At 64.5% G+C, this 14,213-nt stretch carries 9 protein-coding genes; 2 read left to right on the forward strand and 7 right to left on the reverse strand.

Annotated elements, in window-relative coordinates; genetic code table 11:
- Positions 1 to 108: 108 nt before the first annotated feature.
- The 4 genes from ACIP02_RS26585 to pgm all read right to left on the reverse strand — a co-directional run bounded on the left by ACIP02_RS26585 (position 109) and on the right by pgm (position 5,749).
- On the reverse strand, positions 109 to 2,514 hold the full coding sequence (locus ACIP02_RS26585) for a TonB-dependent siderophore receptor (RefSeq protein WP_400622695.1): 2,406 nt from the start codon (positions 2,512 to 2,514) through the stop codon (positions 109 to 111).
- Between the two features lie 66 nt (positions 2,515 to 2,580).
- Positions 2,581 to 3,525 carry a FecR domain-containing protein gene (locus ACIP02_RS26590; protein ID WP_400622697.1) on the reverse strand — a complete coding sequence of 315 codons (945 nt, stop codon included), beginning with the start codon at positions 3,523 to 3,525 and terminating at the stop codon, positions 2,581 to 2,583.
- Positions 3,522 to 4,034: a sigma-70 family RNA polymerase sigma factor gene (locus tag ACIP02_RS26595; protein ID WP_400622699.1), complete on the reverse strand. Its 513-nt coding sequence runs from the start codon at positions 4,032 to 4,034 to the stop codon at positions 3,522 to 3,524. Before ACIP02_RS26595 ends, ACIP02_RS26590 begins: the two co-directional genes overlap by 4 nt.
- A gap of 77 nt (positions 4,035 to 4,111) precedes the next feature.
- On the reverse strand, positions 4,112 to 5,749 hold the full coding sequence (gene pgm / locus ACIP02_RS26600) for a phosphoglucomutase (alpha-D-glucose-1,6-bisphosphate-dependent) (RefSeq protein ID WP_400622701.1): 1,638 nt from the start codon (positions 5,747 to 5,749) through the stop codon (positions 4,112 to 4,114).
- 299 nt (positions 5,750 to 6,048) lie between these two features.
- On the opposite strand from pgm, the gene ACIP02_RS26605 reads away from it, so the two are divergent.
- Positions 6,049 to 6,696 carry a DUF1345 domain-containing protein gene (locus tag ACIP02_RS26605; protein WP_400622702.1) on the forward strand — a complete coding sequence of 216 codons (648 nt, stop codon included), beginning with the start codon at positions 6,049 to 6,051 and terminating at the stop codon, positions 6,694 to 6,696.
- Positions 6,697 to 6,970: 274 nt separating this feature from the next.
- Positions 6,971 to 7,231 (forward strand): DUF1652 domain-containing protein, encoded by a 261-nt coding sequence (locus ACIP02_RS26610; RefSeq protein WP_400622704.1) that lies wholly within the window; start codon positions 6,971 to 6,973, stop codon positions 7,229 to 7,231.
- On the opposite strand, the gene ACIP02_RS26615 is transcribed toward ACIP02_RS26610, so the two are convergent.
- The 3 genes from ACIP02_RS26615 to ACIP02_RS26625 form a co-directional block, all read right to left on the reverse strand.
- Positions 7,228 to 9,315 carry a putative bifunctional diguanylate cyclase/phosphodiesterase gene (locus ACIP02_RS26615; RefSeq protein WP_400622706.1) on the reverse strand — a complete coding sequence of 696 codons (2,088 nt, stop codon included), beginning with the start codon at positions 9,313 to 9,315 and terminating at the stop codon, positions 7,228 to 7,230. The two genes, ACIP02_RS26610 and ACIP02_RS26615, sit on opposite strands and share 4 nt — an antisense overlap.
- Positions 9,316 to 9,586: 271 nt before the next feature.
- Positions 9,587 to 11,077, reverse strand: a complete 1,491-nt coding sequence (locus ACIP02_RS26620; RefSeq protein ID WP_400622708.1) for an efflux transporter outer membrane subunit — start codon at positions 11,075 to 11,077, stop codon at positions 9,587 to 9,589.
- A complete protein-coding gene (locus ACIP02_RS26625) occupies positions 11,074 to 14,181 on the reverse strand; it encodes an efflux RND transporter permease subunit (RefSeq protein ID WP_400622710.1) in 3,108 nt (1,035 codons plus the stop codon). Before ACIP02_RS26625 ends, ACIP02_RS26620 begins: the two co-directional genes overlap by 4 nt.
- Positions 14,182 to 14,213: the final 32 nt, after the last annotated feature.

Consider the following 14,213-nt stretch of genomic DNA (forward strand, 5'->3'; position numbering starts at 1 on the left):
CCCCCCCCCCCCCCCCCCCCCCCCCCCCCCCCCCCCCCCCCCCCCCCCCCCCCCCCCCCCCCCCCCCCCCCCCCCCCCCCCCCGCTCCTACAGGGGACCGCACACGGTTTAGAAACCGACTGTTGCCGAGAGTAGGTAGGTGCGCGGCGTCGACAAGGTCAACCCCGGCTCGCTGTCATCCGATGCCCCCGCCGAGCTCCAGTAGCGGTCATCCAGCACGTTCTCGACACTGGCACGCAAGGTCACTTCGGTAGCATCCACCTTGAACGCATACCGCGCCCCCACGTCATAGCGTTCCCAGCCATCGATCTGCTTGCTGTTGTTCTGGTCCAGGTACTGCGAACTGGAGTGAATGCCGCGCGCCGTCAGGGTCAGGCCGTTAACCCCGGGCACGTCCCACTCGCCCCCCAGGTTGACGTTGTACTCAGGCGTGGCCGGCGCGCGGTTGCCGTCGTAGGCGCCGCCGACGGTGTCGGTCAGCTCACTGTCGATGTACATCAGCCCACCGAGCACCCGCACGCCCTGGATGGGCTCACCGAACACGCTCAGCTCGATACCGCGGTTGTCACGCTTGCCATTGGGGCCAAACACCCGCGAAGTGGCGTTGGTCTCGTAGGCTGGCTGGCGAATACGGAAGGCGCTGGCCGTAACGGCCAACTGGCCAAAGTCATACTTGGCCCCCACCTCGACCTGGCGGCTGGTGAACGGCGGGAAGATCTGGTCTTCGTTGACCGAGGTCGACGGGGCGATCTTGCCCTGGCTCAAGCCTTCCATGTAGTTGGCGTACAACGACAGCTGGTCAGTGACCTTGAGCAACACTCCGCCTGAAGGCGAGACCTTTTCCTCGTCGTAGGCGGTGTCGCCTTTGACGCCGTCGCTCCAGTCATCCACCTGCACCCGCTGCCAGCGCGCGCCCAGGGTCAGTAACAAGCGGTCGTCGAGAAAGCCCAGGGTGTCGGCCAACGCCACGCCGGAGAAGCGGTTTTCCGTGTACACCTCGGGGTCGATGCGGGTGGGCGTGCCCGGCGTCGGCGTGGTAACCGGGTTGTACAGGTTGCTGGGCGCCGAAGCATAGCGCGCACCGCCGTTGGTGAAGTCCATGTAGAAATAGCTGGCGGCGAGGTTCAGCTCGTGGCTGACCGGCCCGGTGTGAAACCACTTGCGCAGGCCGGCCATGGCGGTACGCACCGACTCGTCGCGGGTGAAATCGCGCGGCTGCACGGTAAAGTCGCCGGCATCGTTGATGATCGACACGTTATGGCGCAAAAAGTCGTGGTTGCTCTTGCGCGCACCGACCGCGCCATAGGCCAGCAGCGACTCGCTGATATCGTACTCGGCATGCAGCGCACCGAAGGTGTCGTTGGTGCGCGCCTTGCTCCAGGCCTGGGCATAGTTGTGGCGCACGTCGCTGGCATCCGGCACCTTAGCATTGGTGCCGATCAGCACGCGCTCCTGTGGCGCATCGGTATCGCGCTCGGTGTGGCCCAGGTCCGCCGACAGGCGCAGGCGCTCGCCCCGAAAATCCAGACCCAGCACGGCCATTTCGCGATCAACGCTCTGATGATCCCATTCGGTGTCACCCGACTGCTTCACCCCATTGAAACGCACGCCAAACGGGTCGCCCTCACCAAAGCGGCGGCCAACGTCCACTGCGCCGCCGGCTTGGCTGCCGGAGGCAAAACTGCCGGTGAATTCGGTAATCGGCCTGTCGCCAGCCCGTTTCGGCTGCACATTGATACCGCCACCCACGCTACCACGCGGCGAAATGCCATTGAGTAGCTGGCTGGGGCCTTTGATGATGTCGACCCGCTCGGCCATTTCCATGTCGATCGAATAGGTCGGCAGGATGCCGTACAGGCCGTTGTAGGCCACGTCGCTGTTGAACAGGCTGAAGCCGCGAATGGTGAACTGCTCAAAGCGCCCACCGGCCGGGTTGGTGGCACGTACCGAAGGGTCACTGGCAATCAGCTCGCCCAGGGTCCGGGCTTGCTGGTTTTTGACTACATCACGCGTGTAGCTGGTGATGCTGAACGGGGTTTCCATGAAGTCACGCGAACCCAGCAGGCCTTGCGCGCCCTGCCGTGCCACCTGGCCACCGGCGTAGGGTGGCGCTTCACCACTGGCGGCGAGGCCGCCGACGATGCTGGTGGGGGCGATCTCCAGGGCGCCACCGGCCTGCGGCGCAGGCACCAGGGTGAAAGCGCCCTCACCCACCGGCAGCAGTTGCAGGCCGCTGCCGCGCAGCAGCTGGGCGAAACCTTCGTCGATGCTGTAAGTGCCGGACAGGCCGTTGCTCTGCCGGCCTTGCACCAATGCCGGGTCCAGCGAAAGGCTGACACCGGCCTGATCGGCAAAATGGGTCAACGCGGCGCCCAGGCTGGCCGGTGCTACCTGAAAGGTGCGGCGCGCGGGCTCATCGGCCCAGGCCGGTGAACACAACAGCAGGCTCATGGCGAACAACGGGTGTGCGGCGCGCGCCAGTGGGCGCAGGCGGCAAGACTTTACTGCAGGCATTGAACAAGGCTCCCCTTTATTTTCTACTACCGGTAATGACCGGCGAGTGAAAAAAAGGGGACAGCCTCACACACGATTTTCTCGCACAGACAGGTTGACCCAGTAACGCGTGCGTGACTGCACTTGCAAAGGCAGGCTGGCAGCCAGCAACGCCAGCACCCGGTCGGTGTCGTCGAGGCGGAAGGTGCCCGTCACCCGCAGGCGCTCCAGCTCCGGCGCCCAACGCAACAGCCCGGGGCGATAGCGGCGCAGTTCGTGCAGCAGCTCACCCAAAGGGCGGTCGTCCAGCCGCAGCACACCTTCGCGCCAGCCCAGCGGCCAGGCGTCCAGCGCGCCCGTAGGGCCGGCGCCGGTCACCTGCAAACGAGCCTGCTGCCCGGCCTGCAACCACATCGCCGGGCCCTTTGACGGCTGCAGCTTGGCTGCCCCATCGACCACCGACACCCGGCAGGCGTCATCGAACAGACGCAGACAGACCTCACCGTCATTGAGTGCCACCTGGCCGAAAGGCAGCTGCACATTCAGGCTCAAGCCAGCAGGCACCTTGACCGCGACTTCGCCGCGCAGCAGGGTCAGGCGTCGGGCGCCAAGGTCGATATCGACCGCGCTGTCAGTGTTCAACTGCACGAAAGTGCCATCGCTCAGCAGCACCTGCCGGCGCTCGCCTACCGAGGTGCTCAGGTCGGCGGTCCAGGCTGGCAGCGGTAGTTCACGGCTGACCAGCCAAGCCGCCGGCAGCAGCGCCGCCACGCCCAGAGCCTGTTTGAGCAGCGCGCGGCGGCCGGCATCCGGGCGGTCGAGGGTGGCCATGGCCAACGCCCCGGGCAAGCCGGAAAAACGCGCACGCAAGCGTGATGCCTTTTGCCAGGCTTCCTCGTGCAGGCTGCTACTGGCCCGCCACTGTGCCAAACGCAGCAAGTCGCTTTCGCTGGCATCGCCAGCGTCCAGCAGCGCCAGCCAATGGGCAGCGGCACGCACCGCTTCGCGGGTTTCGGGGCAGTGCCTGGTCATGCCAGCTCGGCCAACAGGCAATGCTCGTAGGCTTGCGCCATATAGCGTTTGACCGAACGCTCGCAAACGCCCAGGCGCTTGCCGATTTCGGCATAACCCAGGCCCTCAAGCTGGCTCCAGAGAAAGGCCTTGCGCACGGGCACCTTCAGGCCGTCGAGCAGTTCATCCAGTGCTTGCAAGGTTTCCAGCAGTATCCAGCGCTGCTCTGGCGAAGGCACGTGTTGCTCGGGCAGCTGTGCCAGGGCATCCAGGTAGGCTTGTTCCAGGCTACGGCGCTGGTGGAAGTTGCTGAGCAGGCGCTTGCCAACGGTCAGCAGGTAGGCGCGCGGCTCACGAATGTCTGCCAGCGGCTGGGCACTGGCCAGGACGCGCAGGAAGGTATCCTGGCTGAGGTCGGCAGCATCCCAGGCATTGCCCATGCGCCGGCGCAGCCAGTTTTCCAGCCAACTGCGATGCTCCCGATACAGGGCAGGCAGGCTAGGATCGGTTGGCGGCGCGGCGTCGAACATGAGGAGGCCCTGCGGCAGCGTAAATAAGATTAATTCTAATTTACGTGGTACCGCAGAACCAAGCGGTTTGTTACCGGTCAGGCAATTGCCGCGTCTACCAGCACCTGGGCTTCCTGGACCAGGCGCTGCAGGTGCGCCTCGTCGATGAAACTTTCGGCGTAGATCTTGTAGATGTCTTCGGTGCCCGACGGGCGTGCGGCGAACCAGCCATTGGCGGTCATCACTTTCAGCCCGCCGATTGCCTGGCCATTGCCCGGGGCGTGGCTGAGGATTTGCACGATCGGCTCACCGGCCAGTTCGGTCGACTTCACCTGCTCGGGCGCCAGCTTGCTCAGCAGGGCCTTTTGCCGTGCATCGGCCTTGGCCTCGACACGGGTGGCGAACGGCTTGCCCAGTGCTTCGGTCAGGTCGGCGTAGGCCTGGCTCGGGTTGCGCCCGGTGCGGGCGGTCATTTCGGCGGCCAGCAAGGCCGGGATCAGGCCGTCCTTGTCGGTGGCCCAGACCGAGCCATCGCGGCGCAGGAACGAAGCACCGGCACTTTCTTCGCCTCCAAAGCCGAGCGAGCCGTCGAACAGGCCCTGGGCGAAGAACTTGAAGCCCACCGGCACTTCGTACAGCTCACGGCCCAGGCGCTGGGTGACGCGATCAATCAGGCCGCTGGACACCACGGTCTTGCCTACCGCGGCATCGCTGCGCCATTGCGGGCGGTGGCGGTACAGGTAGTCGATAGCCACGGCCAGGTAGTTGTTCGGCTGCAGCAGGCCGTCGGCGGTGACGATGCCGTGGCGGTCGTGGTCCGGGTCGCAGGCAAAGGCCACGTCGAAGCGCTCGCGCAGGCCGATCAGGCCCTGCATGGCGTACGGCGAGGATGGGTCCATGCGGATCTGGCCATCCCAGTCGACGGTCATGAAGCGGAAGGTCGGGTCGACTTCAGTGTTCACCACTTCCAGGTCAAGCTGATAATGCTTGGCAATTGCCGACCAGTAGCGCACCCCTGCCCCGCCCAACGGGTCGACGCCCAGGCGCAGCTTGGCATTGCGGATGACGTCGAAGTCGATGACGTTTTCCAGGTCGGCCACATAGTGGCTGACATAGTCGTGGCGCTGGGTAGTCGAGGCCTGCAGCGCCTGGGCGTGGTCCATGCGCTGGACACCCGCCAGGTTCGCCGCCAGCAGCTCGTTGGCCTTGGCCTCGACCCACTTGGTCACGTCGCTGTCGGCCGGGCCGCCATTGGGCGGGTTGTACTTGAAGCCACCGCTTTGCGGCGGGTTGTGCGACGGGGTGATGACGATGCCATCAGCCAGGCCCTGGGTGCGGCCACGGTTGTAGCAGAGAATGGCGTGGGACACGGCGGGTGTCGGCGTGTATTCGTCATCCTTGGACAGCATCACCTGCACGCCGTTGGCGGCCAGCACTTCCAGGGCGCTGGCGGTGGCCGGTGCCGACAATGCGTGGGTATCGGCGCCGATGAACAGCGGGCCGTCGATGCCTTTTTCCTGGCGGTACAGGCAGATGGCCTGGGTGATGGCCAGCACGTGGTACTCGTTGAAACTCAGTTCAAGCGAAGTGCCCCGGTGCCCCGAGGTGCCGAAGGCCACCCGCTGGGCCGCCACGGCAGCGTCGGGGCGGCCGGTGTAGTAGGCGGTGAGCAGCCGGGGAATGTCGACCAGCACACTGGCCGGAGCCGGCTTGCCTGCCAAAGGACTGAGCGTCATGCAAAAACCTCGAGTTCAACGGATGATGATGTTGGAGCGTGCAGTGTACTGAGAGTTGCAGGGGTGTGCGATGGGCGGCACAAAAGAAACCCCAGACCACGCGAACCCTTGTAGGAGCGGCCTTGTGTCGCGATCGGGGCGCGAAGCGGCCCCACACTTTCAGCTTCGCAGCGAGCCTTGCCGGGGCCGCGCTGCGGCCCTATCGCGACACAAGGCCGCGCCTACAGGGACCGAGCATACCGTTCATATGGAGAATGGCGAGCTAAAGTAGGAGCCATACCCCTGGACAGCGAGACCCCATGGCTTTCCACCGCCTGACACATACCCACCCCCGCCTGAGCCTCGCCGCCGCCGTCGGCCTGCTGGGCGCCTGGCTCATCCCCGCTGGCGACAGCGTGCAGCACATCCTCGCCGGCTGGAACCTGGGCGTGTGGCTGTACCTGCTGCTGGTGTTGTACCTCAGCTACAGCGCCAGCCCGGAAAAAGTGCGCAAGGTCGCCCGGGTCGAAGACGAAAACGCCGGCCTGGTCCTGCTTACCGTGTGCATCGCCGCCATCGCCAGCCTTGCCGCTGTCACCTTGCAACTGGTGTCCAGCCGCGGCCTGCAAGGCAGCGCGCTGGCCCTGCATTACCTCTACACCGGCCTCACCGTGGCCGGCTCATGGCTACTGATCGGCTGCATCTTCAGCCTGCACTACGCCCGGCTGTTCTACACCGGGCAAAACCATAAACCACCGCTGCGCTTCGCCGACGGCGAACGCAACCCCGATTACTGGGACTTCCACTACTTCTCGTTCACCATCAGCGTAGCCGTGCAAACGTCCGACGTTGGCGTTGCCGGGCGGGGCCTGCGGCGGGTGGTGCTGGCGCACTCGCTGGTGGGGTTCGTGTTCAATACGGCGATTTTGGGGTTCACCATCAATATCGCTGCCGGGCTGCTGGGCTGAACGAGCCGTTCGTCTGAAAGCGCTGAGCTACGAGCACCTGAACAACACGGAAAATGACCGAGAAAACAGACGCCATCCTGCGAGGAAAACGTTTGCCATGCCCTTTCCCGAAAAAGCACGGCGATGAGAAGGATGTGACCGTTGTCATGCATTAGTACATTTGTCGTATTTGCAACCGAGAATCGCGCGTGGCAGGTGCTATGTTTACCTTCCCGGCGGCCGCATCGATGTGGCCACCCGCTCACCACGTCCAGGTACGGACAAGGAGGCTGGCATGAACAAGATGACGTTCCCCAACGCCTGCCAGGTGATGCGCTGGCACTTCCACCCGCTGGGCTTCGAGGCCAGCATGGATGCGCCACGCAGCATGGTCGCGCGGCTGTTCGACCGCGCCACCGGTGAAACCGTGCTGGCGATTGCCGGCATCCCCTGCGCGTCAATCATGGCCGCCGCCGATGTAGAACGCATCATCGAGGCCGTCGAGGCGGAGATGGATTGCTTTATCCCCGCCTTTACCTTGCGCGACGCGGTCTAACCTACAGCGGTGTTTGCCTGGCCCATGGCCTGCAGCTTGCCCATGAACTGCTCGGCCGGCACTGGCTGGCCCAGCAGGTAGCCCTGCAGCGAATCACAGCCCAGACGCGTCAGGAAGTCTTGCTGCTTGTCGGTTTCCACCCCTTCGGCAACGATTCGCAGGCCCAGCGCCTGGCCCAGTGCGACGATGGCCGAGACGATCGCCGCATCGTCACTGTCCTGCTCCAGGTCGCGCACAAAGCCGCGGTCGATCTTCAGTTCGTTGGCCGGCAGGCGCTTGAGGTACATCAGGCTGGAGTAGCCGGTACCAAAGTCATCGATGGACAGGTCCACGCCCATGTCGGACAGGCGCTGGAGCACGGCCAGGCTGGCGTCGGCGTCGTGCATGGCGGTGGTTTCGGTGATTTCCAGGGTCAGGCAGTTGGCCGGCAGGCCGTTCTGCTGCAGGGCTCGGGCCACGCTCTCGACCAGCCCGGCGTGGCAGAACTGGATAGCTGACAGGTTCACCGCCATGCGCCAGCCCTGATGGCCCTGGTCCAGCCACTGGCGCATTTGCCGGCAGGCTTCATCCAGCACCCACTCACCAATGGGAATGATCAGCCCGGTCTTTTCCGCCAGGCCAATGAAACGGTCGGGCAGCAACAGGCCTTGCTGCGGGTGCTCCCAGCGCAGCAACGCTTCCGCGCCGATCGGCTGGCAGGCCTGGGCGTCGAACTTGGGCTGGTAGTGCAGGCGGAACTGGCGTTGCTCCAGCGCCTGACGCAGGTCCTGCAGCAGTTGCAGTTGCTGGCGGGCGTTGCTGTTCATCGACACGTCGAAGAAGCTGTAGCCGTTCTTGCCGGCGCTCTTGGCGTGGTACATGGCGGCGTCGGCATTGCGCAGCAGCTCGTGCTGGTCCTGGCCATTGCCTGGGTAGACGACGATGCCCAGGCTCGCCGACAGTTGCAGGTCGTGCTCAGCCACACGGAATGGCCGTGACACCAGGTTGACCTGCTTGACCGCCACATCCATGGCATCGTCCGGCTCTTGCAGTTCCACCAGCAGCACGAATTCGTCGCCACCGATGCGCGCCAAGGTGTCCTGGCTGTGCAGGTGGCCGCGCAGGCGGGCGGCCACGGCCTTGAGCAGCAGGTCGCCAATGTGATGGCCAAAGGCATCGTTGACCGGTTTGAAGCCGTCCAGGTCGATGAACATGAGGGCAAAGCAGCCGCCCTGCTCCGCCACCTTGGCGATGGCCTGCTCGATACGGTCGGCCAGCAAGGTACGGTTAGGCAAGTCCGTCAGGGTGTCGTGCAAGGCCAGTTGAGTGAGTTCCTGGTTGGCCAGGGTCAGCGAACGGGCCAGCTCGGCGGTGCGTGCCTCCAGGCGGGCATCCAGCACCGAGGTCAGCAAGGCCACCGCCAATACCGCCAGGGTGGTGATCAGTACCAGGTAAATCAGGCCATCGCCTTGTAACCCACTGCCCAGCGCGCCACAGAAGCTGCCATCGGGGAAGTTTGCCGCGGCCATGCCGGTGTAATGCATGCCGACGATGGCAAACCCCATTACCACGGCTGCCAAACCGCGTATCTGCCGCACATAAGGGGTGTGCGCACGCAAGCGGAAGGCGATCCACAAGGCCGCCGCCGAGGCCCCTACCGCTATCAGCAATGAGGCGCCGAACAGCGTTGGGTCATAATCGATACCAGGCAGCATGCGCAGCGCAGCCATGCCGGTGTAATGCATGCAGGCAATGCCGGCGCCCATGATCAGCGCGCCAAAGGCCAGCTGTAACGCCGGAAGGCTGGGCTGGCTGACCAGCCACAAGGCAAAGCCTGAGGACAGCACGGCAATCAGCAGTGAAAACGCGGTCAGGGCCAGGTCGTAGCCCAGGTCGATGGGCAGGCTGAAGGCGAGCATGCCGATGAAGTGCATTGACCACACACCAATGCCCATGGCCAACGCACCACCGCCCATCCACAGGTAGGCAGCGCGGCCTTTGGCCGTGGCGATGCGGCCAGTCAGGTCGAGGGCGGTATAGGACGCCAGGATCGCCACGCACAGCGAAATCAACACCAGCGAAGAGGAGTAGCTACCGGTCAGCATGGGAGGTTCCAGCATTGGGACGAGGGTCCCGGAAAAAGCTGACGATTGTACTCAAGCTTTGGCGAAACGCACGGGGTTTTTGCGAATGGGAATGGATCCAATAGTCAGACAGGTATCGGCCTTCACGCGGTCCCTGGAGCGGCCTTGCGTCGCGATCGGGCTGCGAAGCAGCTCCAAATTTTGATTCTCAAGCGTAAACCGCTGGGGCCGCTTTGCGGCTCGATCGGGACGCAAGGCCGCTCCTACAGGGAGTTCGCCGTTGCAGGTTGAATTATTCCTGCTCGGCAAACGCCTGTTCAGCATCCCAGCCACCGCCCAGCGCGGCCACCAACTGCACACTGGCCACCAAGCGCCCTTGCAGCAGGTTCAGCACGCTGCGCTCATTGCTTAGCGCAGTGGTTTGCACGTTGACCACATCCAGGTAGCCAATCAAACCGGCACGGTACTGGTTCTCGGTCAGGCGCAGCGACTCGCGGGCGGCATCCAGGGCCTCCTGGCGCACCACCGCTTCATCGCCATATACCTTCAACTGCACCAGCAGGTTTTCCACTTCCTTGAAGCCGTCCAGCACGGTCTGCCGGTACTGCGCCACGGTCTGGTCATACACTGCCACCGTGCGGTCGACGTCGGCGCTGCGCTTGCCGGCGTCGAACAGGTTCAGCGCCAGTTGTGGGCCTACCGACCAGTAGCGGTTGGGCAGCTCGATCCAGTTGGTGAAACTGCTGCTGGAATAGCCACCGCTCATGCTCAGGCTTAGGTCGGGGAAGTACGCCGCCCGCGATACGCCGATATTGGCGTTGGCCGCCATCACGTTGCGTTCGGCAGAAGCGATGTCGGGGCGCCGTTCCAGCAACTGCGAAGGCAGCGAAACCGGGATTTGCGGCAGCGCCGGAATGTCCTTGCTGTCGGCCAGGGCAAAGTCGGCCGGGGTCTTGCCCAGCAGTACGGCGATGGCGTTCTCGAACTGCGCGCGCTGCCAGATCAAGTCGATCAGGTCGGCCTGGGTGCTTTTCAGCTGGGTACGTGCCTGGGCCACGGCATCCGGGCCGGCGACACCGGCGCGGTACTGGTTTTCGTTCATCCGCAGCGAGCGTTCATAAGCCGCCACGGTGGCCTCCAGCAAGCGCTTCTGCTCGTCGATCACCCGCAGTTGCAGGTAGTTTTGCACCAGCTCCGACTGCTGGCTCAAACGGATAGAGGCAAGGTCGGCGAAGCTGGCTTCGGCGCTGGCCTCGTTGGCATTCAGGGTTTCCCGCAGCTTGCCCCACAGGTCGATTTCCCAGCTCACGCCCAACTGCGCGTTGTAGGTGTTGCGAATACCACTGCTGTTGTTTGACAGGCTTGAGCTGGAACTGCCGGTACCTTGCGCCGAGCGGTTTTTGCTGGCGGTGAGGTCGAGACTGGGGAACAGCGCCGCACGGCTGCTGCGCACCAGCGCCTGGGCCTGACGGTACTGGGCCTCCGATTGCGCCACGGTCTGGTTGCTGCGGTTCAACTCTTCGACCAGCGCATTGAGCCCGCTATCGCCGTAGATTTCCCACCAGGCGCCGCGGGCGATGGCGTCAGACGGCGTGGCCTGGGTCCAACCCTCGGCATGCTTGAACTGCGCCGCCTTGCTGGCAAGCTCGGGGCGATGATAGTCCGGGCTCAGGGTACAGGCACTGAGCAGCGCCACGCACAACCCGGCGCCAAGCAGGCGCGAGCCACGGCCACGGGTCAGCGCTTGCAGGGCACGGTGAAGTGGGGTCTGGGCAAAAGTCATAGCGGGGTTTCCAGGGCGGCGTCGGTGCGCACGCCGCGCCAACGGTTGAAACGGTGGCGCAGGCGGTCGAGGTACAGGTAGACCACCGGCGTCGTATAAAGGGTAAGGACCTGGCTGAACACCAGGCCACCGATGATGGTCAGGCCCAGCGGCTGGCGCATTTCCGCGCCTTCGGCGTGGCTCAGCAGCAGCGGCAAGGCGCCCAGGATGGCCGCCAGGGTGGTCATCAGGATCGGCCGCAGGCGCAGCAGGCAGGCGCGGCGTATCGACTCTTCCGGCGACAGGCCCTGGTGGCGCTCCAGCTGCAGGGCCAGGTCGATCATCAGGATGGCGTTCTTCTTCACCACGCCAATCAACAGGAACAGCCCCAGCAGCGAAATCAGGCTGAACTCGCCACCGGTAACGTACAGCGCCAGCAAGGCACCGACGCCGGCCGAGGGCAGTGTCGAGAGGATGGTCAGCGGGTGAATGTAGCTTTCGTACAAAATGCCCAGCACCAGGTACACCAGCAGCAGCGCCCCGAGGATCATGAACGGCTGGCCCTGCTGGGTCTTGGCGAAGGCATCGGCCGTGCCGCCCAGCTTGGCGATCACTTCCTCAGGCAGGCCAAGCGTGGCCACCGCCCGCTCCACCGCGGCCAAAGCCTGGTCAGGGCTGTAACCCTCGGCGACGTCAAAGGCGATGTCCTCCGAGGCGAACTGGCCTTCATGGCTGACCCGGTCGTTGGCCAGGCTGTTCTCGTAGTGGGCGATAGTCGACAGCGGCACGCGCGCGCCGTCGGCGGTAATCACCTGCACCTGCTCTAGGGTACTTGGGTCCCAGGCGTATTTCGGGTTGATCTCCAGCACCACCTGGTATTGGTTGAGGCTGTCGTAGATGGTGGAGATCTGCCGCTGGCTGTAGGCGTTGTTCAGCACCGTGGTGACCATGTCCATGTCGATGCCCAGGCGCTTGGCCTGGTCGCGGTCGACCACCAGCGTTACCTGCTGGGTGCCGGCACCGTCGCGGGCGTCGATGGCGGTCAGTTGTGGCAAGGCACGCAGGGCCGCAACTACCTTCGGGAACCACTCGCGCAACGCGGTCAGGTCGCCACTTTGCAGGGTGTACAGGTACTGCGACGAGGTCTGGTCGCGCCCGCCCCCACCCAGTTGCAGGTCCTGGTCGGCCATCAGGAACAGCCGCCCGCCCGGCACCTTGGGCATTTCCCTGCGCAGGCGCTCGATCACTTTCTGCGCGTCCAGCTTGCGCTCGCTGATCGGCTTCAGGCGCACCAGCACCATGGCGTTGTTGGTGCCGCTGTTGCCGCCAATGAAGCCGGCAACGCTCTGCACGGCGGGGTCGGCGAGCAAGGCGCGGCGGTAGATTTCCATTTTCGGCTGCATCACGCTGAACGACAGGCCATCATCACCGCGGATAAAGCCCATCAGCTGGCCGGTGTCCTGCTGCGGCATCAGCGTCTTGGGCACCACCACGTACAGGGCAATGTTGATGCCGATGGTGGCCAGCAGGCTCAGCAGGGTCAGGCGCTTGTGGCGCAAGGCCCAGCCCAGGCTGCGGTCATAGGCGTCGACCATGCGCTGGTGCAGCTTGTCGCTCCAGCGCTGCAGGCGGGTCTGCTCGGCCTGGTGTGGCTTGAGCCAGCGGGCGCAGAGCATCGGCGTCAGGGTCAGCGACACCACCAGCGAGACGATGATCGCCGCCGCCAGGGTGATGGAAAACTCCTGGAACAGGTTGCGCACGATGCCACCCATGAACAGGATGGAAACGAACACCGCCACCAGCGACACGTTCATCGACAGCAAGGTAAAGCCCACTTCCTTGGCACCGAGGAAGGCCGCCTTCATCGGCGGCTGGCCGTCCTCGATGTGCCGGGAGATGTTCTCCAGCACCACGATGGCGTCATCCACCACCAGGCCGGTGGCGAGGATCAGCGCCATCAGCGACAGATTGTTGAGCGAGAAGCCACACAGGTACATGACCGCGAAGGTCCCCACCAGCGACACCGGCACCGCCAGGCTTGGGATCAGCGAAGCGCGCAGGCTGCCGAGGAACAGGTAGACCACCAGGATTACCAGCACCACCGCGATCAACAGGGTGTGCTCGGCCTCCTTCAAGCTGGCCTTGATCACGGGCGAGCGGTCCATGGCCACGTTCAGTTGCACGCTGGCGGGCAGCAGCGACTGCAAGGCCGGCAGTTGCGCCTTGATCTGGTCCACCGTCTCGATGATGTTGGCGCCGGTCTGGCGGTTGACCACCAGCAGCACGGCAGCCTGGTCGTTGAAGAAGCCACTGTTGTAGCGGTTCTCGACCCCGTCGGTGATGGTGGCCACGTCGGACAGGCGCAGGATGGTGCCGTTCTGCTGGCGAATCACCACTGGCTCGTAGTCTTTTGCCGTTTCCAGCTGGTCATTGGCGCGCACTTGCCAGTTGCGCTCGGCATCCTCGACAAAGCCCATGGGCCGGCGCTGGTTGGCGTTGGACACGGCAGTGCGCACTTCATCCAGCGACAGGCCGTACTGGTTGAGCAGTTGCGGCTCGACGGCTATCCGTACTGCCGGCAACGAACTGCCGCCGATCTGCACCTCCCCTACCCCGGACACCTGGGCCAGGCTCTGAGACAGGATGGTATCGGCCAGGTCGTACAGCTGGCCTTTCTGCAGCACGTCCGAGGTCAGCGACAGCACCATGATCGGCGCCTGCGACGGGTTGATCTTCTTGTAGGTGGGCATGCTGCGCATGCCGCTGGGCAGCAGGTTGCGGGTGGCGTTGATTGCCGCCTGCACCTCGCGCGCCGCGCCGTCGATGTCACGACCCATCTCGAAACCGATGATCACCCGGGTCGAGCCCTGGTTGGAGCTGCTGGTCAGCGTAGTGACGCCGGCGATGCTGCCCAGCTTGCGCTCCAGTGGCGTGGCCACGGTAGAGGCCATGACCTCGGGGCTGGCGCCAGACAGGTTGGCCGACACCACGATCACCGGGAAGTCCATTTCCGGCAGCGGCGCAACTGGCAGCAGCTTGAAGCTGACACCGCCCAGCAGCATGATCGCCAGGCTCAACAGCATCGTCGCTACCGGGCGACGAATGAAGGGTCCCGACAGGTTCATTTGTAGCTCCAAGCGGTAAGCTGCAAGCTACA

Source organism: Pseudomonas sp. NPDC089408 (assembly GCF_044749445.1).
Lineage (GTDB): Bacteria > Pseudomonadota > Gammaproteobacteria > Pseudomonadales > Pseudomonadaceae > Aquipseudomonas.

Coding starts and splice junctions, on each gene's coding strand:
- ACIP02_RS26585 (WP_400622695.1), bottom strand. CDS start 2,514: ATGCCTGCAGTAAAGTCTTGCCGCCTGCGCCCACTGGCGCGCGCCGCA.
- ACIP02_RS26590 (WP_400622697.1), bottom strand. CDS start 3,525: ATGACCAGGCACTGCCCCGAAACCCGCGAAGCGGTGCGTGCCGCTGCC.
- ACIP02_RS26595 (WP_400622699.1), bottom strand. CDS start 4,034: ATGTTCGACGCCGCGCCGCCAACCGATCCTAGCCTGCCTGCCCTGTAT.
- pgm (WP_400622701.1), bottom strand. CDS start 5,749: ATGACGCTCAGTCCTTTGGCAGGCAAGCCGGCTCCGGCCAGTGTGCTG.
- ACIP02_RS26605 (WP_400622702.1), top strand. CDS start 6,049: ATGGCTTTCCACCGCCTGACACATACCCACCCCCGCCTGAGCCTCGCC.
- ACIP02_RS26610 (WP_400622704.1), top strand. CDS start 6,971: ATGAACAAGATGACGTTCCCCAACGCCTGCCAGGTGATGCGCTGGCAC.
- ACIP02_RS26615 (WP_400622706.1), bottom strand. CDS start 9,315: ATGCTGACCGGTAGCTACTCCTCTTCGCTGGTGTTGATTTCGCTGTGC.
- ACIP02_RS26620 (WP_400622708.1), bottom strand. CDS start 11,077: ATGACTTTTGCCCAGACCCCACTTCACCGTGCCCTGCAAGCGCTGACC.
- ACIP02_RS26625 (WP_400622710.1), bottom strand. CDS start 14,181: ATGAACCTGTCGGGACCCTTCATTCGTCGCCCGGTAGCGACGATGCTG.